Annotated in this window: 15 protein-coding genes and 1 tRNA gene; 3 read left to right on the forward strand and 13 right to left on the reverse strand. The window is 43.4% G+C overall.

All coding sequences use genetic code 11. The annotated features are described in order from the left end of the window. Positions 1-42: 42 nt before the first annotated feature. Positions 43-9,348, reverse strand: coding sequence for an InlB B-repeat-containing protein (locus HXT19_RS04045; protein ID WP_422119630.1), 9,306 nt, complete (start codon positions 9,346-9,348; stop codon positions 43-45). Positions 9,349-9,667: 319 nt separating this feature from the next. Beyond that, complete coding sequence (locus HXT19_RS04050) at positions 9,668-10,285, reverse strand: 50S ribosomal protein L25/general stress protein Ctc (protein WP_004114880.1); 618 nt, start codon at positions 10,283-10,285, stop codon at positions 9,668-9,670. Between the two features lie 389 nt (positions 10,286-10,674). Between HXT19_RS04050 and HXT19_RS04055 the strand changes: the two genes are divergently transcribed. After that, positions 10,675-12,741 (forward strand): AMP-dependent synthetase/ligase, encoded by a 2,067-nt coding sequence (locus HXT19_RS04055; RefSeq protein WP_020760211.1) that lies wholly within the window; start codon positions 10,675-10,677, stop codon positions 12,739-12,741. Positions 12,742-13,091: 350 nt separating this feature from the next. On the opposite strand, the gene era is transcribed toward HXT19_RS04055, so the two are convergent. The 6 genes from era to HXT19_RS04085 all read right to left on the reverse strand — a co-directional run bounded on the left by era (position 13,092) and on the right by HXT19_RS04085 (position 18,781). After that, positions 13,092-14,165: a GTPase Era gene (gene era, locus HXT19_RS04060; protein ID WP_101887941.1), complete on the reverse strand. Its 1,074-nt coding sequence runs from the start codon at positions 14,163-14,165 to the stop codon at positions 13,092-13,094. Positions 14,166-14,174: 9 nt separating this feature from the next. Further along, the gene (locus HXT19_RS04065; RefSeq protein WP_101887940.1) at positions 14,175-15,719 is read right to left on the reverse strand and encodes a hemolysin family protein; all 1,545 of its coding nucleotides are present in this window, start codon (positions 15,717-15,719) and stop codon (positions 14,175-14,177) included. Further along, positions 15,709-16,236 carry an rRNA maturation RNase YbeY gene (gene ybeY, locus HXT19_RS04070; RefSeq protein ID WP_004124548.1) on the reverse strand — a complete coding sequence of 176 codons (528 nt, stop codon included), beginning with the start codon at positions 16,234-16,236 and terminating at the stop codon, positions 15,709-15,711. The genes HXT19_RS04065 and ybeY overlap by 11 nt, the downstream gene beginning before the upstream one ends. A gap of 2 nt (positions 16,237-16,238) precedes the next feature. Continuing rightward, positions 16,239-17,486 carry a PhoH family protein gene (locus tag HXT19_RS04075; protein ID WP_101887939.1) on the reverse strand — a complete coding sequence of 416 codons (1,248 nt, stop codon included), beginning with the start codon at positions 17,484-17,486 and terminating at the stop codon, positions 16,239-16,241. Positions 17,487-17,489: 3 nt separating this feature from the next. Continuing rightward, on the reverse strand, positions 17,490-17,858 hold the full coding sequence (locus HXT19_RS04080; protein WP_004114864.1) for a histidine triad nucleotide-binding protein: 369 nt from the start codon (positions 17,856-17,858) through the stop codon (positions 17,490-17,492). A gap of 125 nt (positions 17,859-17,983) precedes the next feature. Next, on the reverse strand, positions 17,984-18,781 hold the full coding sequence (locus HXT19_RS04085) for a 16S rRNA (uracil(1498)-N(3))-methyltransferase (RefSeq protein WP_101887938.1): 798 nt from the start codon (positions 18,779-18,781) through the stop codon (positions 17,984-17,986). Between the two features lie 158 nt (positions 18,782-18,939). Here HXT19_RS04085 and HXT19_RS04090 point away from each other — a divergent pair, with 158 nt between their 5' ends. After that, positions 18,940-20,121 (forward strand): succinate dehydrogenase/fumarate reductase iron-sulfur subunit, encoded by a 1,182-nt coding sequence (locus tag HXT19_RS04090; protein WP_101887937.1) that lies wholly within the window; start codon positions 18,940-18,942, stop codon positions 20,119-20,121. A gap of 16 nt (positions 20,122-20,137) precedes the next feature. On the opposite strand, the gene HXT19_RS04095 is transcribed toward HXT19_RS04090, so the two are convergent. The 5 genes from HXT19_RS04095 to HXT19_RS04115 form a co-directional block, all read right to left on the reverse strand. Further along, the gene (locus HXT19_RS04095; RefSeq protein WP_014554523.1) at positions 20,138-21,007 is read right to left on the reverse strand and encodes a TIGR00730 family Rossman fold protein; all 870 of its coding nucleotides are present in this window, start codon (positions 21,005-21,007) and stop codon (positions 20,138-20,140) included. 69 nt (positions 21,008-21,076) lie between these two features. After that, on the reverse strand, positions 21,077-22,336 hold the full coding sequence (locus HXT19_RS04100; protein WP_004114860.1) for a Na+/H+ antiporter NhaA: 1,260 nt from the start codon (positions 22,334-22,336) through the stop codon (positions 21,077-21,079). Between the two features lie 222 nt (positions 22,337-22,558). Then, a tRNA-Ala gene (locus HXT19_RS04105) sits at positions 22,559-22,631 on the reverse strand. Between the two features lie 129 nt (positions 22,632-22,760). Beyond that, a complete protein-coding gene (locus HXT19_RS04110) occupies positions 22,761-23,885 on the reverse strand; it encodes a hypothetical protein (RefSeq protein WP_032840915.1) in 1,125 nt (374 codons plus the stop codon). A gap of 77 nt (positions 23,886-23,962) precedes the next feature. Then, positions 23,963-24,958, reverse strand: coding sequence for a DMT family transporter (locus HXT19_RS04115; RefSeq protein ID WP_180947157.1), 996 nt, complete (start codon positions 24,956-24,958; stop codon positions 23,963-23,965). A gap of 481 nt (positions 24,959-25,439) precedes the next feature. Between HXT19_RS04115 and HXT19_RS04120 the strand changes: the two genes are divergently transcribed. After that, entirely contained in the window at positions 25,440-25,844 is a 405-nt protein-coding gene (locus HXT19_RS04120) for a pyridoxamine 5'-phosphate oxidase family protein (RefSeq protein ID WP_004113128.1), read from the forward strand. Positions 25,845-25,864 lie beyond the last annotated feature (20 nt).

Raw genomic sequence — 25,864 nt, forward strand, 5'->3', positions numbered from 1 at the left:
CGGAACCTTCGTTATTCTAGTCACTACCCTCGACTCAACAAATCAACTTTCGTTATCTTCGTTCTTACGTCTGCGATGCTTAGCAGCAAATCCAGCTAAACCAACAGACGCTAACAAGCTGGCGATTAACGCGGACTGTGTAACGTCACTACCCGTTTGAGGCAGAGCTTCTGACGGCTGTTTTGCAGTATCCTTCACAGCTTCTGGCTCTGTTTTTTGCTTCGGTTCCGTAGCCTGTTCAGGTACGACTTCAGACGAAGGAGCTTCAGGCATTAGAATATACGGATATGATTCTGGCATCGGATATTCTTCTTGTCTTGGCTCTTCTTCTGGCTTCGACGGAGCTGGTGCAGGAGCTGGCGGCACAGGCGTTGGAACAGGTTTGCTCTCAGAAATCACATCAATTTCAACAGTAATTTCCGCTTCGCGACCATACTTATCGGTAGTAGTAAACGTTAGCTCAACTTTCGGCTTGCCGTCAACAATCTTAGGCGTGCCAGAAATCTTGCATTCAGTACCAGCGCAATTTGCGTTAATGCCGTTTACAGAAGTCAAGCCTTGAGCAACTAACTCGTTAATAGTTAATGTCTTGCCATCTACTGTAACCGTTGTGTTATTAACATCTCCTTCAGTCATGTTTTGCAATCTGAAGTTCGTTAGAATACCCTCGCGAGCAGAACCACTAAACTTAAACTTCATAGGAGCCATCTTCTCGAAGTTTGCAGTAATAATGGTTTCGCTTTCTGGGAATACCATTGCAATATCAGCGTCAGTAATACCAGCTTGTACAAGTAAATTCTTCAAAGCTTCAATAGTTGAGTGTTGTGAATTACGAATTATTTTTGCCGTATATGACTTTCCTAATGTTTCAGCAACAATAGCCAATCTATTACGACTTGCTTCATAACTCATATTCTCGTTATTTATAGCTTCAGCAAGAATATTCTTTATAGCCGCAAATGTAGAATTCTTAGATTTGCGGATTACATTAGCTGTAAACGACATGCCATAGCGTTCAGCAATCTTAGCTAATGTTTCACGCTCAATATCAGTTGATTTGTGGTTATCAGCACTGTTATAGATGGTATCAATATGTTTAGAGTAAGATACTTCATCCCAATTCTTGAATATGTAACCTTTGTTAGCAAGAACGTCTGGAATATAATTATTTATTTCAGATATTCTATCTTTACGCACCCAGTATGTATGTACTCGTGACTGCATAGTTCCGCCATTGCCAGCTACATACGTTACCTTTGTGTAGTTTTCTAAAATAAACTTTCCTGCTTGACTGTTACTTGAAGGTAAATCTCTCTCTGCAATCACATTCGGAAGCACTTGAATAGGTACATTTTCATAACGTACTATCTTTGCACCCTTCTTATTTGGATCAGATGTTTCAACCCTCACTCTAACAGTAGTAATGCCCGGCTTTGCAATACGAACGGAATTGGCACCGGAAGAATAAGCTACACCCGCACCATGCATGCCCGCAATCTCTAGGTTATTAGGATCAACACCAGACACAAGCTCATCAGGAGCAGGAACTTCGTCTCCAACACTCTTAACAAACTGAGATACATTCACAGGCATATCAGCAATCTGATTTGCAACATATACGCGAATTTGTCTATTCTTATTTGTGTCAGTTAACGGAACAGGTTTGTTGCCTGCATCATAAACTTCCCACTTGCTAAAGCCCTTAAGCTGTTGCTTTAACTCATTAGTTTTATTATTAACGTCATTTTCATATGTAGTACTATCGGACTTAAAGTAGATAACTTTCGGTTTGTATGAGCCATCATCCCACTTCCTTCCGAAAGCTGGTAAGAACACATACGGCACGTAGTTATCTGGAATTTTCTCATTACTCTTCGCGTCGATGATGTTCATCACCTTTTCATACACTGCTTGGTATGTAGTATTTTCAGAGTACTTTAATTTGCGAATCTCATCATTCGTTAACAACTTTTCACCATTCGCGTTTTGCACATCAACGCTAGTTGCAGATGCTGGTTCACTTACCATCAAAGTAGTGACAGGAATTTCAGGTTGATTTGCTAAGCTTCTTCTTGCACGCGAACGAGCATCAGAATTATCATTATCAACAAAATTCTCAAGCTTCCTCCAGCCTTTGAACACGTAATGGTATCCATCAGCGTCATAATCCTTGCCAACAGCTTGCGGAGCTTTTACGCCCGTAACATCGTCTTTAAGAACGTAGTACAGCTTAGTAGTATCTTTATCAAGGCTGCCCTGATCTTTATGATCAACTTGATTGGCATTTATAAAGTTGACCTTAACATACTTATCCTTATTGAGAACAAGATCACGCTCTGCAGCAACACCCGTAAGAGGATTAGTATCGCCAGGCTGATGTGAAGGCTGAGTACTATCTGGTTTCGGTAGGCTCTTATCGTACATCAACTGGTAAATCACCTTTAAGCGTCCTACAAGTCTATAAGTCTTGTAATCTGCTGCATCCTTATACTTAACTGTAACTTTCAAAGGAACAGTGTACAAAGCAGGTTTCTTAAGCATCTTCTGCTTTAATGTATTTTGTTCAGCTTCAGTTGGTAAATCATATTCGACTTTTATGTCTTCTACGCCATTATTCGTAGCAGCATCTGCTTTGAGTTGAGGCATATTAGTTATAAAATCGGTTAACTTTGGAAGCGTGTCAGGCTTATCTTGCACAGCGACCAAGTAATCAGTCTGCACTGTTGGTTCTGTCCAAGGGGTTTGATCTGCCACGAACTCTTGGAATGGTTCATTGACTTTCCACTTGTCAGTAGAGTCAGCGACATTTGGAATTGAATCAACCTTCTTACCGTCGTTAAGCATGCTGCTTCGAGACCAAGTTCCCTTAGCGCCAGTTAGCTGATTATTAAGCCAAGCTAATGCGCCACTTCCTTCTTTTGTAATCTTCTCAAGATCAGTGCCCTTCTTTACGTAGAACACTTTAGGGCCGCTTGTGCCATCTTTCCACAATCGCCCTGGAGCAGGCTTGAAGATTGCAACTACAGCATCCTTAGGAACTTCACCACCGTCAGAAGTGCTAGAGAAGTATTCAATCTTCTTGTAAACAGCGGTGTAAGTTTTGCCAGAATTATCGTCAACAGTAACATCTTTATAACGACCTTCAGGATCGATATCGTACTTCTGCTCTGGATTTGGATTCTCAGCAGTCGGTTCTACAACCTTAGTTGCCCAGCCCTTGAACACATAGTAGTAATTATCTTGACCGTGATCCTTACCGAAGGCTTGCGGCACGCGGATTCTAACTTCCTTACCCTTATAAACGTACGCAGTAAGAGTAGTTTCTCCGCCAGCAGGATGATTAGCATTATCTCCATCGTGACCAACAATAGTGCCTTCATCATTCTTTCCGGTAAAAGTAATCGGTGCATACTCGTCAATATGAGCTTTGCCGTAGTCGGTAGCTTTGAACTTATCCCAATCGCTTGCGTACACCAAATCTGGCAGCACGCGGTACAGCACTTCAGCTTCAGCACTGTTATCACCAAGCTTCACTTGCACTTTAATCTTGTGCAAGCCTGGAGTGTTGTCAAACTTTTCACCATCAGCAAAGCTGAACTTAGCACCATCTGGATAATCACCAGCATTCGTTATAAGCTTCTTAGCATCATCACTATTTGCAATACTAATATTCTCAGTTGGCTTAAGCACTTGCGGAGCTGCAGCAACAGGAGCTTTTAGCTTGAATTTAGCAGTGTAAATTACCTCAGGACTGTTCTGCTCTTCGGAGCGAATCGGCAAGCGACTTACGCCATCAGCATACTGAAGCTTCGTAGAGCCAGCATCATACGAACCAATTTGCGAAGTCCAGCCATCAAACTCATAGCCTTGCTTTGCTTTCACTGTTGGAAGTGGCATCTGGTATGCCTTCGTGCCCTTAATCGCATCGTACACAAGAGCAGAGCCGTCAGCTACATCCTTGTTCTGCCAGTCAACAACGCTGCCCATAGAGCCTTGCTTATCATCCACTTTAAACACGTAGCGCGTGTAGTTGGTTGGGCGATACTGATTATCGTCCTGACGCTTAAGCACGCGAACGTCTTTATACTTGAAGGTGATTGTAGGGATACCGTTAGTCTGCTTACCTTCGCTATCAGTAGTATAAATAATATTCTTCTGCGTAGTTTCCGGCATAAATCCTTCAATCGGCTTATAGAATGCTACGTCATAGTTTCTATTTACAGAGCTGACTTCGCTTTCTGGAAGAAGCTCCTTGCCGTTTTGATCAATATACTTTACCTTATACTTGCGCGTATTGTACGTTTGGTAAATAAACTCGCCAGTATTCTGCTTCTCATCACTCGAGGCTTCAAAGCTAGTGAAATGCTTATCCGGGAAGTGCGTTTCGTCACTGTAGACTGCTTCAGCATTGTAGCGCAAATGCTCGCGCAAACCTGAAACCGTTTGAGTAGAAATGTGATCCACCATCGCGGCTTTTTCTGCGTCTGAAAGACCCTCTTTCTTATAGTCAGCAAACGTGTACCCTGGCTTTAAGAATATGTGCTTAAAAGTACCGTTGTAGCGAGTATCCCTAACCCACACTGCATCAAGCTTTATATCTTCTACTACTTTATTGCCAAAAGCGTACGGCAAAGTTTTGCCGTTCTTAGTAATTTCCCAACCGTAGAAGTCGTAGCCCTTACGCGTTGGAACCTTTATATCATTCTTTTCGTCAATAACATTGTAGCGAGCGAACTCTTTTTTCTTAACTACATCTTGGATAGTATTGCCGTTTTCGTCAGTTCCAGGCATATGGTAGTCAAGCGTCACAGTGTGCTTAATATTAGTTGGCTTACCCCAGGCAGCGTAAAGCTTAATGCCGTTGACTGGCATTGTAATATCTTTGTTTTCGCCATTTATAAACTGAGTACCAGCCTGATCAACAGCCCAGCCTTTAAACACATAGTCTTCTGGCAAATCAGCAGGGCGAACGATGGAGTAAGTCTTGTTATTAAGCGTGAAAGTATACTTGCCGTCGAACTGCTTAGACGTATTACCGGCATCGTCTTTAGTTACAGAAGCATCGTAAGACGTATCGTTTCCGTATAAATCTTTGTCTTCGCCCGTCAAATCTTTTTTGCCGCGCTTAGTCAAGCTATACTCGAACGGCAGGCTCTCTTTAGCAGAGCCATTGCCGTCCTTTATAGCCTTGCCGTCCGCATTATAAAACTGCACATCGTACGACTTGCGGTTGTACCTAAATTCAAGTAGTTTGTTAGTTTCAAATTCAGTTGCATCACCAGAATAATCTTCTTGTTCATCTACTGGAACGCCCCTATACTTTCGAAATGCTAAATGATACTTTTTAGCAAAAGCATTCTTCTCACCATCACTTAAATCATCCCAATTCCCATGACCATGAGATTCGTTATACCACTCTTCCCGATTATCTTCAAAGTCGAATGAATCTAACGAATCACCAACTTTTGTCTTATCATAACCATTAGCAGGATTAAAACCTGCAATAGATGGAGCTGTATATAAATAACCCGAATTGTCAGTATCATCTTTGCTATATGAATCAGTTGAAAGCTCATAATCATTGTCGCCTATATCATCGCCACCGTTTTTAGCAGACGCTATACTTTGCTTCCTAATAATCACCTGTATAGGCGCACTGTTACTACTGCTATCAGCTGTAAGCAGACGCTGATTATCTTTCAACTCGTATTGGTGTGCACTAGGATTCGAAGGGTCATCGCTAATTTTAGGCACTGTTCCAGCACCATTCTTAAGAGCAACACGCAAACTAGGGTCAGCAAATTCTTTTATAGTAAAACGATACGGAGGAGTGTCACGATACTCTACTTTCCCTGAATATCCAAGCTGCCATCCTAAAGAGCCTATATCTTCTTTATTAAAATCTAATTCATTTATATCAGGCCAAATATCAGTAAGCTTTTGACCGTAACGAACATTTACGCGGTAACCTTTATGGTTAATTACATTGCCATTATCATCTTCGTTATTATTATCATACTCCGTTGAACAATCGCCGCCGCCAGCATAGCAATAAATAGTTGTTTTGCCGTTTTCGTCTTTTCTTTTTATAGCAGCATTGTTTAAGCTATCATTTTTTATACCAGCAGGCTTAGCAAAAATAAGCTCGTAAGTATTGCGGTCGTAAACTAAGTTAAGAGTGTTGTTTAAGTCGTCAGCGCAAAGCTGCGATTTACTACGTTTGCCTAAATCTGGGCGACCCGGCACAAAATCATGTTGCTCAGTATTAAGCTTTTTAGTAAGCTCCTTATTCACATGGAAGTAGCGCGTAAATAAATCCTTGCCTTTATTTTCAGCGGCACCAGGATTCGCGGTATTGTACCCATCTAAGCTTGTTACAGGCGTATCGTTCATCCAGTTGAACTTTGAAATTAAGCCAGTCTTATGGTCAGAATCTTTTCCCTGCAGCTCTTCTTTAGTTAAGCCAAGCTCTGGGGCACTTACATAATCATCCGCGCTTGTTCCATTAAGAGCATTAGCGTCCTTAATAACGCCGGCATCATCCATTTTATCAAGCGCAACGTCGCTATCTGTCTTCACATTCTTGCGCTCAACAAGACCAACAAAGTCGTAGTTTTTAAGCGAATTTGGATTATCTTTGTCAACTAAATCCGCTTTTTGCACCCACACGTTCACGCGGTAGCTAGTAGTATTGTTCGCTTCCCAATTAGCGCGGAATTGCACATTGTGATCCGGCATCTTGTAGTCATCAAGAGAAACAATAGTATTCTCAGCATAAAGCGGATCACTCTCTTTGCTAGGATCTACTAAAGACCATCCTTTAAAAGTGTAACCGCGCCTAGTTGGGTTCGTAACTTGTGGCACATCTTGCTGGTAATACACTTTTTGAGCAGTAACATCCGTGCCGCCATCAGAATCGTACGTAACTTCATACGCTTTACGGTAGTAGCGAAGGTTCAAAACTAGCTTGTCTTTTTCATCTTCAGAATCCGAAAGCGGCGAGCTAATAAGATTATGCTCCGGTTCGTAGCCTGGGATGTACGTTGAAACAGCTGTTACATCCGAGCCAACTATGCCAGTAATCTCTGTAACGTGTATTTTCTCAGTAGTGCCATCCTTATGCGTTACAGTAATTACTTTACCTATACCCAAATTAGGAGCATCGATAAACTTATCCTTATTATCGAGATCTTGCACCAAGTGACGCACATAGTACTTAGCTGTTTTAGGAGCGTAGTTGATGTTCAACTCGCCGTAGTACTGAATGCCGTCTTCTGCTGGCATCTGCGTAGAGGATGAAGATTGCGGATTTGTAGTTGTTTGAGATGATGAGGTTTGCGGAGCTTGAGCGACGTTATTTCCCCCAACAGCCTGCCTTTTCTTTACAGCGTATTCTTTAATAAGATTTTTGTCTAGACGCAAGTAGCGAACAGCGTCCGCATTCGTACCGTCGTCAATAACGAACTCGTTTTTATCGTTTTTAATGTAGTACTGGTATGTGCCTGAATGATATACAGATGGGCGGTATCCAGCAGACTTTGGAAGCTCAATATATTCGTACTTGCCATCTTTGCCAAGATTATCGAAGCCGGCTTTGTCAATCGTAAGCTCGTACGGCTGCACAAGCTGCTTATTCGCAGCGCCACCAATCGTATAGCGAATTTGCAAATTGTATGTAGCTTTTGGCTTTTTGTCGGTTTGTACCTGTTCGTTGGCTTGCTCTGTGCTCTTCGCCTCTGGATTATCTGTATTCGGCTTAATTACCTGGCTGTTTGGATCAGTTGCTGCGTTATTAGTTGTTGTGCCAGTGTTCTGTGTGCCAGCGGTCGGTGTAGAAGCAGGTGAAGCAGGTGAAGGCGTTGTGTCAGAAGCTGAAGGCGTAGCGCTTTTATCTTTGCCAGTGACGTCTGTACCTGTAACTGCACCTTGCGCATTATCATGCGAACCTTGTGCAGTGCCTTGTGCAGTTGGATTTTCTGCACTTTGCCCTTGCGCACCTTGCCCCCCTTGAGCATTGCCATTGCCTTCTGCACTTGGGCTCGCTGTATTTCCAGCACCAGCGCTAGATTCTGTACCTGCTGAAGGTGCAGAAGCAGACGGAGTTTCAGGCGCATTACTTGCAGGAGTTACACTACTCCCCTTGTTAGAACCGTTTGCACTTTCATCAACACTCCTACGAGAACGCACTTTTGGCTTATTTGCATCATTTACTGTATTCGCATTTTCTTCGTGAGTGCTTGAAGGTTGTGCGTTTGTATTCTGCTCTATAGCAGGCTGCTGATTTTCAGCGTGTTCAGTCTGCGCTGTATTCTGATTTGGTTCAGCCTTTGCCTCTGGTTCCGTCTTCGCAACAGTCTTTGCACTTGCAGGCTGTGAAGTTTCTGGTTGTGCAGATTGCTTCGCTGCAGGAGCAGCATCCGGCTTTACAGCATCAGGATTTGTCGCAGCCGGCTTTGTGTATGAAGCCTTTGTATCTGCTGGCTTTACAGAATTTTCAACTTTAGGTTTTGCAGCAGTTGGCTTTTCAGTCGTTTTATGTGCATGTACAGACGCGTTCGACTTTGGCTTCTCCGCGACTTTACCAGTTTCAGCTGGATTGGTTTGCTCAGCATTAGTATGCTTTGCATCAGACTTCTTCGCAGATTTTACAGGTTTTGTAATCTCAGAACTTGCTGTACCTTGCTCACTCTTAGTCGCAGTCTTAGTAGCACTATTATCGGCACTATTAGTAGCAGATCTATCCTCAAAATTATTAGTATCAAAAGAACGATTTGAAGTCGAAGACGAATCGCCATTTGTAACAAAATATTCGCCATAATCCTTAACACCTACGGAAGAATCGCCAGCAACCGTTTCCTGATTCTCAGCGCCTTCAGCTATAGAATTAGAATCAGTATTTTTAACTGAATACTCTTTAGCAGAACCAACCATCTGACGCGTAGTACGATCAAAAGTAGCACCCGTGTTAAGCAATCCATGCTTATATAAGCCGTTTCCATCGCCCTTGCCATCGCCCTTGCCATTACCATTCCCAGCACCTTTGCCAGAAGTCTTAGCAACACTATTTACATAAGACGGATCAAAAGAATCAGGGTTAAAAGAAGTCCTAGCTAAAGCCGCTGCGCCAGGCAACACCATAGACAATGTAGACGCTAAAGCTACAGCTGCAACGCCAAGGCGATGACTAGAAGCACTAGTAGCAGTAGACGAGGAAGAACGCTTAGCAGCCTTAGCATTTTTCTTAGCGCTCTTAACGTTATTAGCGTTCTTAGCGTCGCCAGAAACACTCTTATGCTTAGCAGATTTAATGCTTAAAACGTCACTACCACTATTTTTAGTTCTAGCCAATTCGACTCCCAAACTCCGTTACATCTAGTACATAGAATCAACATGCACGTTTAGTATTTAACAATCAAAATACACAACATACGGCAATGTTTAGCAACCAGTGCACTCCAAAAAAATACTTAACCTTTATTATTTAAGCACAAGCTATGGATACCCCCCCCCATAAGCATTGCAATTTCTGTGTTTTTGGTGTTTCTTGTACTAAGTGAAATACCATGCTTGGTAGAGATTCTCGATTTTTCAAAAAAAAAACCGCGCAAACCAAGAAAATCTTGACTATGCGCGGCTTATAAAATCTTAGAAAATCCTAAGCAAAACCTTACTCGGCTGCAGGAGCTTCTGCAGCAGGAGCGGCAGCATCGGCAGCAGGAGCGGCAGCTGTCTCTTCTGTAGCAGCATCTTCTGGAACAGTAACGCTAACAACAGACTCTTCGCCATCCATGTCGAGCACAACGCCCTCAGGAAGCTTAACATCTTTAGCAAACACCTTGGTGCCATCGGTCAAGCCGTCAACATTAACCACCAAGCGCTCTGGCAAGTTGGCAACGTCTGCGCGAACCTTAAGCTCCTGAACGTCTACGAATGCAACAGCAGCACCCTTTGGAGTGCCTTCAACAAACACTGGCACCTCAACGTCAATCTTTTCGCCAGCCTTAACTTCGTAGAAGTCAATGTGCTCAACGATGCGCTTAACAGGGTTGCGCTGAACGTCCTTAACAACTGCGATTCGTGACTCATTGCCGAACTTAATAGTGAACAAAGCGTTTGCGTGACGAAGAGAAAGAGTAGTCTCCCTCATTGGAAGAGTCACGTGTACAGGCTCAGCACCACCAGCGTAAATGCTGGCTGGAATCAAATTGGCAACACGCAAACGGCGAGCAACGCCCTTACCGAATTCATTGCGAACTTCGCCTTCAAGTGTAATCTTTGTAGCCATATCGGTCTCCTTATGGTCTGGATTATGCGGATAATCTTATTTAAATCCAGCTTCAGGCGCACCGACGCGCCGAAAACCACCATAAGTTGGCTATCAGCCCAGTCGATAACGGAACTTACACAACAATCGCAAGCAACCAACGAATCGCAAAGCGCCTATCGCAAGTATCGCAGTGTTATTCCCTCGCCAAAGCAACTTATCTAGTCTATAAAAACACTTAGACAGATAAAGTCTAAAGTCAAATCCAACACCAAAAGGTGACTTGAATCACACCAACGATTATCATGTATATATAGTCAAAGGCGCATAACAAATATGTGCTCGAAACAAGCTGATTTAACCAAAATAAATTAGCAAATTTAAGCATTTAGCAAAATTAAGGAGCAGATGTGTCCGTCCTAAATACACTCCAGCAGCAAGCTTTCAATCTTGCTCGTAAGGCTTTGCAAATTGGCAGCAACTTCGCGCACCCAGTAAGCGACGACATCGCAGGAGAACCAGACTATTCTATTCCACAAGATCAGCAAGACGGATCACAGAATAAACAGAATAATCTGCTTCAGCAAAATCAGTATCTTCCACGAGTAGACGAATGGGGTTCTCAACTACAAACCACCACTTTCCTAGACCCACAAACTGGCTTGCTAACCACAAAAACGGACGGAAATCCGCCATTAGACGAAGGCACAAGCATCTACGACTTGTATGCAGACAGGGCAGCAAGAATGGGAGATGATCCACTTTACACATACAAAGAAAACGATGAATGGGTTACAAAAACAGCCAACCAGTTCCTTACAGAAGTTAGAAAAGCCGCAAAAGGCTTGATTCACTATGGATTGCGCAAAGGCGACGCTGTTGCGTTAATGTGCAAAACCTCGTATGAGTGGGATGTTGTTGACGCTGCGGTTATGGCTTGCGGAGGCGTTCTGGCTACAATTTACGACACGGACTCCGCTGAGCAAATTCGCAACATTGTAAATAACTCCGATTCGCGCTTTTTGATTGTTGGCACAACTGAAATGAAAGACAATGCAGAAGGAGCTATTGAAGAATGCCCGAGCCTTGAGCGCATTATTTGCATAGAAACAGGCGGATTGGCGGAACTACAAGCCTTTGAATACTCCGTTAGCGATGAAGAACTAGACGAGCGAATTGACTCGGTTAAAAAAACCGACTTGTGCTCTATTGTGTACACTTCTGGATCTACAGCTGCGCCAAAAGGCGTGGAAATGACGCATGAGCATTACTGCACAACCGCGTTAAACTTGCCAACTTACTTGCCGGACTTGCTTAGCGAGCCTAACGGTTCTGTGCTTCTATTCTTACCTCAAGCCCATTCGTTTGCGCGCGCAATCAACTATATTGTTGTGGCGAGCACGCTTAGAATCTACATTGCGCAAGGCATTACAACGCTTATATCCGACCTTCAAGTCGCAAAACCAACTGTTATGATTGTTGTTCCGCGCGTGCTCGAAAAAGTGTATAACGCAGCTTCGCAAAAGGCAGGTCATGGTGCTAAGGGACTTGCTTTCCAGGGGGCTGTTGTTACGGCTCAGCAATACATGAAGGAAGTTCAGGATTCTGGAGATGCTAAGGCGCTAACAAAGGCTCGCCGCGCTGCTTACGATCCACTGGTTTACCGCCCGATTCGCCAAGCGCTTGGTGGGCGTGCGCGCTGGATTGTTGCTGGCGGTGCACCACTGGATCCAGAGCTGCTAGCGTTCTTCCGCGGCGCAGGCGTGCCAGTTTACGAGGGCTATGGTCTTACAGAAACCACTGCCCCGTGCGCGTTTACTCCTATTGGCGTTCCATTCCGTGAAGGCTCTGTTGGCATTGCTTTCCCAGCTTTCACTTTGCGAATTGCTAAAGATGGCGAAGTGCAAATTAAGGGCACTTGCGTGTTTAAGAAGTATCACAAGAATGAAGAGGCGACCGAAACTTCGTTTACAGAAGACGGATGGTATGCTACTGGCGATTTGGGCAGAATTGACGACGATGGCATGCTTTACATTACTGGTCGCAAGAAGGACTTGATCATTACTGCTGGCGGCAAGAATGTGGCTCCTGGTCCTATTGAAGAAGTGATTAAGCGTTGCGAGCTTGTGTCTCAAGCTCTTGTTCTTGGAGATAAGAGGCCATTCATATCTGCTCTTGTGACTTTAGACGAGGAGATTTTACGCAATTGGCTTAAAACCAAGGGTTTGGACGAGACTATGAGCATGGAAGACGCCGTAAATAACGCGGTTGTGCGTGCGGAAGTCCAAAAGTTTGTGGATATTGCAAACGAGGGCGTATCGCGCGCGGAATCTGTGCGAAAGTTCATTATTCTGCCAGAAGAGTTTACTCAAGAAAACGGCTTAATGACGGCTTCTATGAAGATTATTCGCCCGCGCGTTATTAAGAAGTATTCTGCATTGCTCAACGCGCAAATGTACACGATTCGCAAGAAGTAGCGCCTAAAGCGTAACTCGCAAATCGCCCAAAACCGCGGTTGACTGGTCTTATAACTGACTAGTCTTCCGCGGTTTTTTGTATCTACACACGATCCCGCTTTTTGTAGCTCTACACACGAAAATCAGCAACAAAATGCGGAAAAAACGACGCTTCATGTAGTGCGTTTGTATGACGACACGCCGTATTTTAGGTACAAACACACTACAAGGCAGGTCCTCGTTCGCACGGATTAGCCGTGCGAACGTCTTCGCTTGCGTTGAAAGCACACCGTGCTTTCAACCTTAAGCAAGCTCAGCGCTCCGAATTGCCTTTTCGCGCTACGCTCTAAGCGAAAAGGCAGGTCGTCGCGCTAGAAACCCAAGCGCTCAAGCTTCTTAGGGTCGCTCTGCCACCCCTTTGCAACCTTTACATGCAAATCGAGCACAGCCTTAGCGCCCGTAATACGATTCACAGCAGTGCGCAAACGCTTCTTAACACGCACAAGATGCTCCGCACCGCGCCCAATAATAATCGGCTTTTGCGAATCGCGCTCAACATACACCGACACAATCACATGCGTTTTATTATCGTCATATTGCGCATCACCCCCATCGCCTGGGCGCACAATGTCATCTACAACAACCGCAAGCGAATGTGGCAACTCGTCGTCAAGCTCCTCAAGAAAAGCCCCACGAATCAGCTCCGCAATCATGCTTGAAGGGCTTTCCTCACTAAGCTGATCGTCTGGATACATCTTTGGACCTTCTGGAAGATTATCAATCAAAACCTTCTTCACTTCGTCAACATTGTCGCGTTCTAGCGCGCTAACTGGCACAATATCTGTAAAATCAGCAAACTGTTGAATCTCAATCAAATGAGACACCAACTCATCGCGGCTTATAGAATAAATTTTTGTGACGATTCCAATAAGCGGAACCTTCCACACCCAGTTTCCAGACGCGTCTTTTTTAGCAAAGTCGGAGCGAAGTCGGCTTAAGATTCTTCTATCTCCCGGCCCAATCTCCTGATCTGCTGGAAGCAAGAAAGCAATCGCATCCACATCTGCAAGAGACTCGTCTACAATATCGTTCAAACGCTGACCTAACAAAGTGCGCGGTCTGTGGATTCCTGGCGTATCAACTAACACCATTTGCGCGTTTGGAGTTGTTAAGATTCCGCGAATCGCCTTTCGCGTTGTCTCTGGGCGAGAAGACGCGATTGCGATTTGCGTTCCAATTAACGCGTTCATAAGCGTTGATTTTCCAACGTTTGGTCTGCCTACTACCGCAACAAATCCCGATTTATAGCCGTTAAAATCGGGCGCTTCTACGCTAGCTTTTAGGGAAGGATCTAAATTAGCAAACATTTCGTCATTCATATCGTCCATATCGTCCATATCGTCCATATCGTCACTCATATCATTAACATCTTTCATATCATTCATAATTCAACACTATTTATCGCCAGCAACTTGCGACGATCCACTGTCTTTGCCACTATCTTTATCGCCATTTTTTCCATCAGTCTTTCCATCGTTTTTCCCATCAGTCTTGCTATCACTCTTTCCGCCGCTCTTTCCACTATCGTCTTCTTCTTTGAGACCTTGAATATCTTTAAGCCCTTGAATATCTCGCTCAACAAGAATCGTGGAGACTTTCTTGCGCCGCCCAGCAGAATCAACAGCGGTTAGTTTAAGACCTCGCGTCACAGCACTAGACCCAACAATCGGCACGTTTCCAAGCAACTTGGTAAGCAACCCAAACACAGTGTCTACATCGTCTTCGTCTATATGAACTTCAAAAATATCTTCCAAATCGGCGATTGGCGTGCGCGCAGGCATTTTCCACACACCCTTACTCACCTCTTGCGGATCCGCGTGCTGAGTGCGGTCGTGCTCGTCTTCTAGCTCTCCAACAATTTGTTCAATCGCGTCTTCAATCGTCACAAGCCCTGCAATTCCACCATATTCGTCTACAACAACGGCAACGTGTTGGCGGATTCGCTGCATTTCGTGGAATAAATCATCCACTGGCTTGGACTCTGGAACAAGCATTGGACTTCTACTAATCGTAGAAACCGCGCGCGAAGATGCCGCTGGATTAAACACGGTTGCGCGCACAGCATCCTTTAAATACGCGATTCCTTCCAAATCGTCAACCGACTCGCCAATTATAGGCACGCGAGAAAATCCGGATCTTGAGCATAATTTTAGGAAATTTTCCAGCGTCTCATCGTTTTTAACGCAAATCATATCGGTTCGCGGAACCATGATTTCTCGCGTCAACGTGTCGGAAAGCGTAAGCACATTGCGCATCATTTCCGAAACTTCTGGGTCAAAATCGTTTGCTTCCACGAGCCTATCAATACTCGCTTTAGCTTGGTCTAATTGAATATTTTCCAACTCTTCGTCGTCGGAAAGCGCAACATTTTTCTTATGATTTTGGCTTTGATTTTGCGAATCTCCACGGCTTGCGATTTTTGCAAAAGGATTCATAAAAACAGCAATCGAAACTATTCTAGACAAGCGCATTAGCTTAAACACTGGCTGAGCTGCACCCACTGACCTTGGTCGCACAAGAATGGAAACAATTGCAACAATCATTGCCACTATTAGTCCGATTAATAACGTTAACCAAAGAGGCGCGCCAAGAGTCGCCGCGATTGCAGAAAAAGCCACACCATCTAGCACGTTACACACGATTCGCACAAACGCACACGCTCCGCTAGTAGCATATCTATCTGCTATAAGCTTTTTTGCTCTGCGTATTCTAGCAAGCTTCCTCAAGCGAACGATTTGACTTTCGCTATCGTTTGTTTGCTCTTCAATCATAAGATTATTAAGACTAGACCTTGTAACTCTTGGCACAGCTCCTTCCGCCGCCGCCATTGCAAGCGAAAGCCACACAAGCAAAACTGCGACTATTGCAATCGCACCCAAGCAAGCCCACATATGCGCAGGTAAATCGGGAATCGGCGGAATTGTAATGTTATTTAGCATGATTTTTCTCGTATTCTTCCAGCTCATTTACGGCACCATCTGGCAAAGTGGCGTCGTAAAGTTCGCCAGATCTAGCTGCAAAGAACGTTAGCAAAAGCTGTCTTTGCAAGCCGAACATCTGCTTTTCTTCTTGAGGCGTAGTGTGATCGTAGCCAAGCAAATGCAACATTCCGTGAATCGTGAGCAATAGCATCTCTTCCATTGTGCTATGCCCTGCCGCTGCCGCTTGTTGAGATGCTACCCATGGGCAAATCACAAGGTCTCCAAGCATTCCTTCACTAACTTTGTCGTCGCTTCCAGGAGTCAGCTCGTCCATTGGAAAACTCATAACGTCTGTAGGACCTTCTAAGTCCATCCACTTTTCATGAAGACTAGCGATTGGCTCTGGGTCCACAAAAGTAATCGACAAATCGGATTGAACGCTTACTCGCATTTGTTGCAAAACCCACATTCCAAGGTCGGAGAATATTTTTGGGTCGATTTGCCAAACGGTTTCGTTCATCACTTCAACACTCATGATTACTTGCTATTCCTCTCAAGATTTTGCGATTCGTTGGCTGCTTGCGACTCAAGACTTTTCCTATTTTTAGCCTTCTCGCGCCTAAAATCAGCCTCGCGATTTTCCCACGCTTCATACGCTTCTACGATTCGCCCAACAAGCTCGGCCCTAACAACGTCTTGCGCATTTAAGTGAACAAACGCAATGCTTTTAACGTCTTTCAGCACGTTCTCAATCGAAGCTAATCCAGATTTGGGAACCGCTAAATCAACTTGCGTTCTATCTCCTGTAATCACCATTGTGGTGTTAAATCCAAGACGCGTCAAAAACATCTTAAGCTGCTGAACAGTAGCATTTTGCGCTTCGTCTAAAATAACAAAAGCGTCATTAAGCGTGCGACCTCTCATGTATGCAAGCGGAGCCACTTCCACAACGTTCTCGTCCATGTATCGCTTAAGTTGCGGCGCTCCCAACATGTCGGAAAGCGCGTCGTAAAGCGGCCTTAAATATGGGTCTACTTTGTCGTTTAGCGTTCCAGGCAAGAATCCAAGATTTTCCCCAGCTTCTACAGCAGGGCGCGTCAACACTATTCTTCGCACTCGCCCATCTTCTAAAGCTCTAACAGCCTTAGCAACCGCTAAATACGTTTTTCCAGTACCAGCAGGCCCAATTCCAAACGTTACAGTATTTGATTCCATTGCTTGCACATAAGCCGTTTGACCAGCTGTTTTTGCGCGAACAGGATTTCCTCCTGCAAACGTTATAACACCTTTAGCCATTCGCGCTTTTCTGCTCATTGCGCGCCTTTTAGCATCTTCACTAGATGGCATTAAATCGGCAGAACCGCGCGCAAAATCGCTTTCGATTGAACCAGCGCCAAAGCCAGATTTAGTTCCATTACCAAAAGACTTTAATCCGCTAAACACTCCGTCTAAAACTCCGCCATTGTGCCCAATCCTATCGATTCGCACATTATGCTCGCTACCTTTAAGCACATCTCTTTCTAACATGCGTTTTACAGCATAAGAATCAACAGGAGCTTCGTAAGCGCAATCAACTATTTTGCGCAACGCGTGTTCGGCTTTGCAAGCGTCTTCTTCACTTCTTGCGCTTCTAGATACGATTTTCACACAATCCGCGTGAACGGAAATATCTATGCTTGGAAAAGCTTTCTCCAACTCTCTTAAGTTTGAATCTGCTGCTCCCAAAACAGCAACTGGGCTTAATTCGCTTGGAATTTGAACAATACGCGTTGTACTATTTGCCACGATTTATAAACTACCTTCTTCAAGTTTTTCGCCTGTTAAAACATGAGCGTGAACATGGAACACGGTTTGACCAGCTCCCAAACCAGTGTTGAAAACAAGGCGATAATCGCCATTATAAAAGTCGTTTGCAATTTTTTGCGCAACGCATGCAATATGAGCCAAAACATCAGAATCATTTTGAGCAAGATCTGCAACATTCTTGTAATGATTGCGCGGAACAATCAAAACATGCACCTTGGCTTGCGGATTAATATCTTTAAAAGCCACTACTTCATCGTCTTCATACACTTTGCTGCTTGGGATTTGCCCATCAATTATCTTGCAAAAAATGCAATCGTCGTCAGTTTTGTATGTTTTGCATGCTTTATCCATTATTTTGCCCACTTTTCAATAATTCTTATTGCAATTCTTGTTGCAATTCTTATTGCCGAACACCATTTATTATTTTACACAAAACACGCACAAAGCTCTCAAAAATTGCTCTCAAAGATTGCTTACTATTCATACCTGCCAAGTGCTCTAGAAAGCAACGATAAGCATACTGGCCCTGCTGTAGATGCGCGTAAAATATTGCTTCCTAAAACGCAACTTTTAGCTCCAGCGTCTATAAAACTTTGAACTTCTTCTTCGCTAATTCCTCCTTCTGGCCCCACAATTACGTAAACAGTGCGCGTTTTGCCGTCTTTTAAGCATTTTTCCGTTAAGTCGTTTACGTAGTTTTCGATTTGACTAAAAGAATCCGTTGCGTCTTGATGCAAAACGACTACAAGACTTCCGTAAACGCATGCACGCCTACAAATCGCTAGAATCTGCTTGCTTGTTACTGGTTCTAAAAGTTCTGGCATCCACGCTCTGCGCGATTGCTCCGTTGCAGCCTCAAGCACCTGATTCCAACGCTTATCTGTGCGCCCTGGCTTCCATTTTGAAATCGACCTATTTGCGCACCAAGGAATTACTTCGTCTACACCAATTTGCGTAGCCATGTCTATTGCTTGCTCGTCGTGACCCGTTTTTGCGAGAGCCTGAATAAGCGCTAATCGGATTGTTGGCGCTGGCTCTTTTATGAACGAATCTACTGTAACTAAGCCGTTTTCGCTGTCTGTAATCGTTGCGTGAATTCGCACTCCTTTGCCGTCCGAAAGGTCTAGCGAATCTCCATCCGAAAGTCGCATTGCGCTTATTGCATGCCTTTTAACGTGTTGAGGCAAACTAAGAGTCCACCCTTCTTCAATCCCGTTTGCAAGAACGGGCGCATCGTCTTTATTTGTATCCAGCAAAAACAAAGCATCTGTCATAATTTAAGCCTAACGTTAGGCGCAGCCAACATTTTCGCTACTTCTGTGATTCGCTCAAGTATTTCTACTTCTGCATTTTCGCTCAAGTATTTCTACTCAAGTATTTCTGTGCAAGTATTATGGCAAACTAGAATTATACGAATTGGAGGTATGCGCAAATGGTTGACGATTTTAGACGCAACTTTGCGCATTCCATTAACCAAGATTGCACTACAAGCGATGAAGCTTTTGTGACTTTTCGCGTATCTCGTTTTACGCCAAATGACGATTCTTGCGATTCGTCGGTTACTTGCGACCCCGCGGTTGCTGGCGATTCAGCCACCGATTCAGCCACCGATTCAGCACCAATCGCCTCCACTAACTCCCCTGGTTTAGTTAGAAGGCACAGAGAAAGCCCTTTTGCAAAAAAGCGCAAAAGTAGCCCATTTTCAACGCAAAATTCTGGCGATTTACAAGCTAAACCATTAAGCGGAAAACATTGGATTCAAGATTATACGATTCGCGCGCGCAAAAACGACACGATTTTAGACTGCTTGCTTAAAATTAAACGCACACTAGACCCCACTTTGGCATTTAGATACTCTTGCGGTCACGGCGTTTGCGGATCGGATGCTGCAAATGTAAACGGCATGCCTACTTTGCTTTGCACAGCTACAATCGCCCAAAACGCTAGGCAAAATACGCAAACTCAAGGTGTTAGATCAAGCGGTTTTAGAAAAACTGGTAGCGTAAAATCGCAAGCAACCGCAACAGCGACAACAGCGACAACCGCAACATCAACCACATCCGCAGAAAATCACAATCTGCAAGTGCAATCTAAAGAAACTCTTTCTTTAATCCAAAATGGAAGCTTTGGCATTATTGAGATTGCGCCACTTTCAGGCTTTCCTATTCAAAGAGATCTTATTTGCGATCTTTCCCCAATGATTGCACAGCTTAAAAGACTCGAGCCATATTTGCAAGCGCAAGATGTTCAAACAAGAAACAGCAGCGGAAAGCTTGCGATTATTGAGTTTTTGCAACACCCAGAGCAGCTTGCAAAGTTTGAGCTTTTAAGCAATTGCATAATGTGCGGAGTGTGTGAAGGAATTTGCCCAGTCTATGCAGGCGGAGAAGCGTTTATTGGACCTGCAGCACTTGTAAATGCTGCGCGATTTATTAACGATTCTAGAGATAACGCCACTAATCGAAGATTAGACTTGGCGGATTCTAGCGACGGCATAAGCGCGTGCCAATCTGTGCGAGCATGCTCCAGGCAATGCCCACGCGGAATCGACGTTGGAGAAGAAATTTGGCAACTTACAACGCTTATAAATGAGCGAAAAATGAAGGAAAACTAGCCAAAACTAGCCAAAACTAATTAATAAACTTGTCTCCGCTAGCGATTCGCACAGCTTCTAGAGGGTCGTCTGTAATCGCAAGCAAATTAGGGTCAAAAGACGATATAAGTCCTCTTTCTTTAACTGTAGTTTCAATCCAATTCATAAGGCCTTTCCAATATTCGCTGCCGAAAAGAACAACAGGAATTTTAGAAACCTTATGCGTTTGAACAAGCGTAAGCGACTCAAAAAGCTCGTCCATTGTGCCAAAACCGCCTGGGCACACAATAATTCCCGAAGAATATTTTAGGAACATTGTTTTGCGAACAAAAAAGTAACGAAATTGCATTCCAAGATTCACCCACTGATTTAGGCCCTGCTCGTGAGGCAATTCGATTCCTAACCCCACGCTTGTTCCGCCAGCTTCTGCCGCTCCGCGATTTGCCGCTTCCATAATTCCAGGTCCGCCGCCCGTAATCACAGCAAAACCGCGTTTTACAAGCTCTTTGCCCATTATGCGAGCGCTACTGTATTCTGGCGCATCTGGCTTTATTCGTGCAGAGCCAAACACGCTAACAGCTAATCCAAGTTTTGCTAAAGCGTCGAAGCCATCAATAAATTCGGCTTGTATTCTAAGAACTCGCCAAGGGTCAAGTCCTTGCCACGCATGATTATCTTGCAAATCGCCGTTAGGCAAATCGTGTTGCAATAGCGTTTCAGTTGTGCTTTCCTTAGGAATCATTGGTCCGCGCATCATTACGGCGCCGCTGTAATAAGTGTCTTTCCAAGGTGAATTCTGTTCGCTTTGCGCGCGCAAGTCGCAAGCATTATCTGGATTATCAGATTTACCAGAATTATCTAAACTATCTAAATTACCTAAATTATCTAAATTATTATTAGAAACCATAAGTCACCTTTAGAACTTTCTAGTCACTTTCTAGTCGTCTTGTAATCGCGTTAAATAAACGCATTAAAGTCACTCTTCAATATCGTCTAATTCTTCTTCCATATGATTCGATTGCTTTGCAAGCATAAATCCCGAAACAGCAGCCGCAATAATAGACGCCACTAGTACTCCGAATCGCGCTTCTCCCGAAAGATCCGCATCGCTGTATGCAAGCGAAGCGATTAGCAAAGACACAGTAAAACCAATTCCGCACGCGCATGCTGTAGGCAAAAGGTCGCGAACGCGCAAATCGTCTGGAACGCGCAAGCCAATAACTTTCTTAGCAAACCAAGCAGTAATCATAATTCCAAGTGGCTTTCCAACAACTAGCGCAATCGTAATCGCAATTAGTATTGGAGACAAGAACAGCTGCCAAGTCAATGTTTCAAAATGAACTCCAGTTGCAAAAAGCGCAAAAACTGGCAGCGCAAACAAAGAAGACAAAGGCTGAATTTTCTGTCGATACCTTTCGGCTCTAAGCGACTTTTCGCCGTGAACAAGATGCGCAGGAGTTAGCAAACCAACCATTACGCCTGCAAGAGTTGGGTGAACGCCAGCTTGATACATCATAACCCACGCAAGCAAGCCAACAAGAGCCACAACAGGCCATGGAACGCGCTTTAATCGCACAAGCATAGTCCATACTAATCCGCATAAAACAACGCCCACAAACCAATACCATGCGTTAAGCGAAGAGAAGAACAATGCGATTAATGCGATTCCAAGAAGATCGTCTACTGTAGCCAGAGTCATTAAAAATGCGCGCAAGGCTTTAGGAAGCGTTTTAGCAAAAAGCGCAAGAACAGCCAGCGAGAATGCTATATCTGTTGCCGTAGGAATAGCCCAGCCAGCGCGAACCATGTCTAAAGACGGAAGCGCTCCAGAAGTAAGTCGCATAATCTCTTGACCAGCGTGCAACTCCGAGAATATTGTAACAGTTCCCGCAAAAAGAATAGGAGGAACAACCATACCTCCAATCGCGCAAATCATTGGCATTGCTGCCGCGCGAGGGTCTCTAAGCGATCCTGCAATAAGCTCGTGTTTTAAGTCTAAACCAACTGTAAGAAAGAAAATAGTTAACAAGCCGTCTTGAACCCAGTGGCTAATCGACATGTGAATATTTGTGTACGGAATTCCTATTTGAGTGTGAGAAACAGCTTCAAAAATCGGAGACGTAAATGGCAAATTTGCAAGCATTAATCCAGCTAAAGCAAATCCGAGCATAATTAACCCAGATGTACGCTCATTATTGGCTATTTTGCATACTGTTTTCCAAGAGCGTCTTAGCATGATGTAAATCTTCCCTCCGATTTTCTATCTTTTATTTTCTATTTTCTATTTTTGACTTTTAGTTTTTAGTTTCGACTTTTTACTTTCGACTTTTGTTTAACAATTTACGGCATATAAATTTTATGCGATAAAGTTTATGCACCTAGGACTTATAAGTATATAGGATACGTATCGAAATATAACAAAAAACGCCACCTCGCTTAGAAGTGACGTTTCAAATTGTGGAGCTAGGGGGATTCGAACCCCCGACCCCCTCCATGCCATGGAGATGCGCTACCAGCTGCGCCATAGCCCCGTTTTTAATTGTGCAGCTCAAACGAACCTTTGATAGAATACAACAGATTTTGCTACCAACCAAACTCGGCGTGTCGTAAACTCCTCAATTTTTGTTGTAAAAATATGGATTTCTTGCCGCATAAAACTATTATTCGCCACTACCCGATGATTGTCGCGATCCAGATTCTCCCTGCTGTACAGAAGTACCACCATCTGCACCATTAGGTGAAGAATAAGAAGGAGATGAAGGAGACGAAGCCGATCCAGAATCTGTGTTTTGTGAAGAATCACCCTTAGATCCGCTAGATTTTGAGTCAGATCCAGAATTGTTTAATCCATCCGCACCCTTTGAATCACCACTATTCGAAGAGTTTTTATCATCTAAAGAGTTTCCTTCATGATTATTCGCATCTTTTTTATCAGACGGTTTTTTATCCGAACCATTCTCATCATTCTTATTGTCTTCATTAGATTTAGAATAGTTGCCTGAATCTTGATTCTGATTTTGAATACGATTATTCTCACCATTTTCAGGAGTCTGATTTCCCCTATTAGTCTGATTGTTATTTTGCGCAGGATTCTGCGGTAAATTGTTTAAATTATCAGTGCCTTTTCCTTGCGTAAACAACAGAACCATGCCAGCAGTAATAATCACCGCAGCAAGAGCGCTAAGAACAGCAACTAAAATAGTAAGTCGTTTGTACCTTGACTCATCATCCACGTATTTTTTCTGCTTTGCATAGTCATAATCACTATTGTTGCCTAATCTACGCTTTGCGTCGGTTAGCGTAAGCAGAGAATCCGAATCTCCTTCCGAAAGCGAATTATCTTCTTCTTTCATCTTTCTTAATGAAGACAATTCCATAATGCTTGTGTTATCAACGCTATTATCAGTATTTTGCCCAGAGGCAGTAGCCATAACTTTTCTAACTGTTTTTATTCTGCGAGGTTCGTTCGCTTCATGAACCTCATATTCTTCTGGCATATCATCCTCTAATGCAATAAATCGTGCATTATTTACAACTTTAGTGTCATCATCTGCATAATGGCTTGAAACTGATTTTAATGCAGAAGAAGACTGGATCTTTTTTGAAGACGCGTGAATAACATTTTGATAAAGTTGCGATGCTACAGCAGACACAATCGAACCTATTGCAACACCAATTACTGATCCTGCTATACCGATTTTTGACGATAGAAGGAATGCTGTAACAGCTGCTAAAGAACCAGCCAGCACTTGCGTAAACGATATTCCTTTGAAGAAGTTCTTCACAAGTACCACCTTACAAAATTATTATTTACTACTATTCAAATTGACAATTATTGACAACTATTTAAATTGACAACTATTTAAATTGTAGATGCTGCTGCAGATGCAACTTTAGACTCTGTTTCAGAAATTTTCTGCTTATTTTTGATTTTTATAAGCTCAATATGTTCTGCCAAACTTGCAAGCAGAATCGCAGCAAAAATCAATGCAAAGCCAATAAAAGCAACGCTTGTTACGCGCTCGTTGTATAGAATGCTAGAAAATAGCAATGTAAATAAGCATTCTGTGCACATAATCACGGAAGCGTTAGCTGTTGAAAGATAAATCAGAGTATAGTTTTGAATGATTTGCGCAAGAACAGTTACTATCACTATAAGATAGAACATGTTCGTAATAGTTATCCAATTATCTTCGGCATTAAAATTAGGCAAAGGCTCACTTACTGCAGCTCCGCACAAAAATAGAACTCCAGAAACACTAAACTGACCGAATGTTAAAGCAACGGGATTGTATTGTCTAGAATAATACGCTAAGTATGTTAAGTTAAACGCAAAAACAGCCGCACAGATAAGAGTTAAAACATCTCCGTGAGAAAGCGTAAGAACAAGCAAGCCTGGCTTTAGCGCAACGAATCCAACGCCCACAACGCATGTTAAAGCAGCAATAATTCCTAAAAGCGTTGGCTTCTTTTTAATAATCATCCACGCGGAAAATGGCGCTATAACGCAATATGCAGCTGTGAGAAAAGCACTTCTACCTGGGTCTATCCACCTTAATCCTTCTGTTTGAGTAACTAAAGATGCGTAATATGTAACACCTGTTAAAAGCGAAGGAATTATTAGCTTTTTAGTAAAATTTTTGCGGATTGTTTTAAAGAAGACTGCGCCCATTATTATGCACGCTCCAAGCATGCGAACTCCCATAAGCCATTGAGGTGGGAATACTTCTAGAGCGTATTTAGATGAGACGTAGCTTCCGCCCCAAATTGCGGCGCATAAGAGCAACATGATTCGCGCGAAGTTTACGTTAATTCGATTGTTCTGTCTTGGTTGAACCGCGCTATTTATTTCACTCATGTCACTCCCCTCAATTTCTTGCAAATCACAAGTCTATAACATTAAATTTTTCTTTAAGTTAGCTAAATTGCCTTATAAACTTTATAGAATAGACATAATTACAAGAAAAGTACAACCCATCGGCGTTCCTTCGGAAAATTTCCTAATTGACAACTGAATTGGTTGTACACACTGCGACTTTACCTTAATATTTACGATTCATGATTGATGCGCGACGACCTGCCTTTTCGCTTAAAGCGTAGCGCGTTAGCGATTTTCCGCTTTTTGTACGTGATTTAGGTCAAATATGGTACAAAGTGCGGAAAATTACGTTTGCACTTTGTGCAATTGGTGATTTATGTCACAAGTTTAGGCGTTTTTGCAAAAACTTGTCGAATTTTAAGCCTTTATATGCAGGATTGCGCGTAATCTTAGATGTGATTGAATCATAATCATATGATTGCGCGATTGAAAAAATAATCAGTTGAAGAAAGGACTCAACATGGCAACTCTTAGTGAAGATATGAAGACTTTTATTGAGAACAATTTGGCTTGGATTGCAACGATTAGCAAAGATGGCGAGCTTGATCTTGGACCAAAGATGTCAATGTTTGTTCTAGACGATAATCACCTTGCTTACCATGAGCGCACTGCAGGTCAGCATTTTAAGAACTTGCAAGATGGCAGCCAGTTGGTTGTAGCAGTTGCAAATTTGGCAGAAAAGAAGGGCTATCGCTTCCGCGGAACTGTTACGCTTCACACGGATGACGCGATTTACAATGAGCAAGTTCGCGTTGCCGAAGAAAAGGGCACAAAGAAGCCTGCTGCCGTTCCTGTTATGGAGATTAATGAGATTCAGGATTTGACTTCTGGAGCTAATGCTGGAAAGACAATTACTAAAGATTAGTCAAAATACTAATTTTTAGT

Origin of the sequence: Gardnerella sp. DNF00038, assembly GCF_049262855.1 — a bacterium.
GTDB lineage: Bacteria > Actinomycetota > Actinomycetes > Actinomycetales > Bifidobacteriaceae > Bifidobacterium > Bifidobacterium vaginale.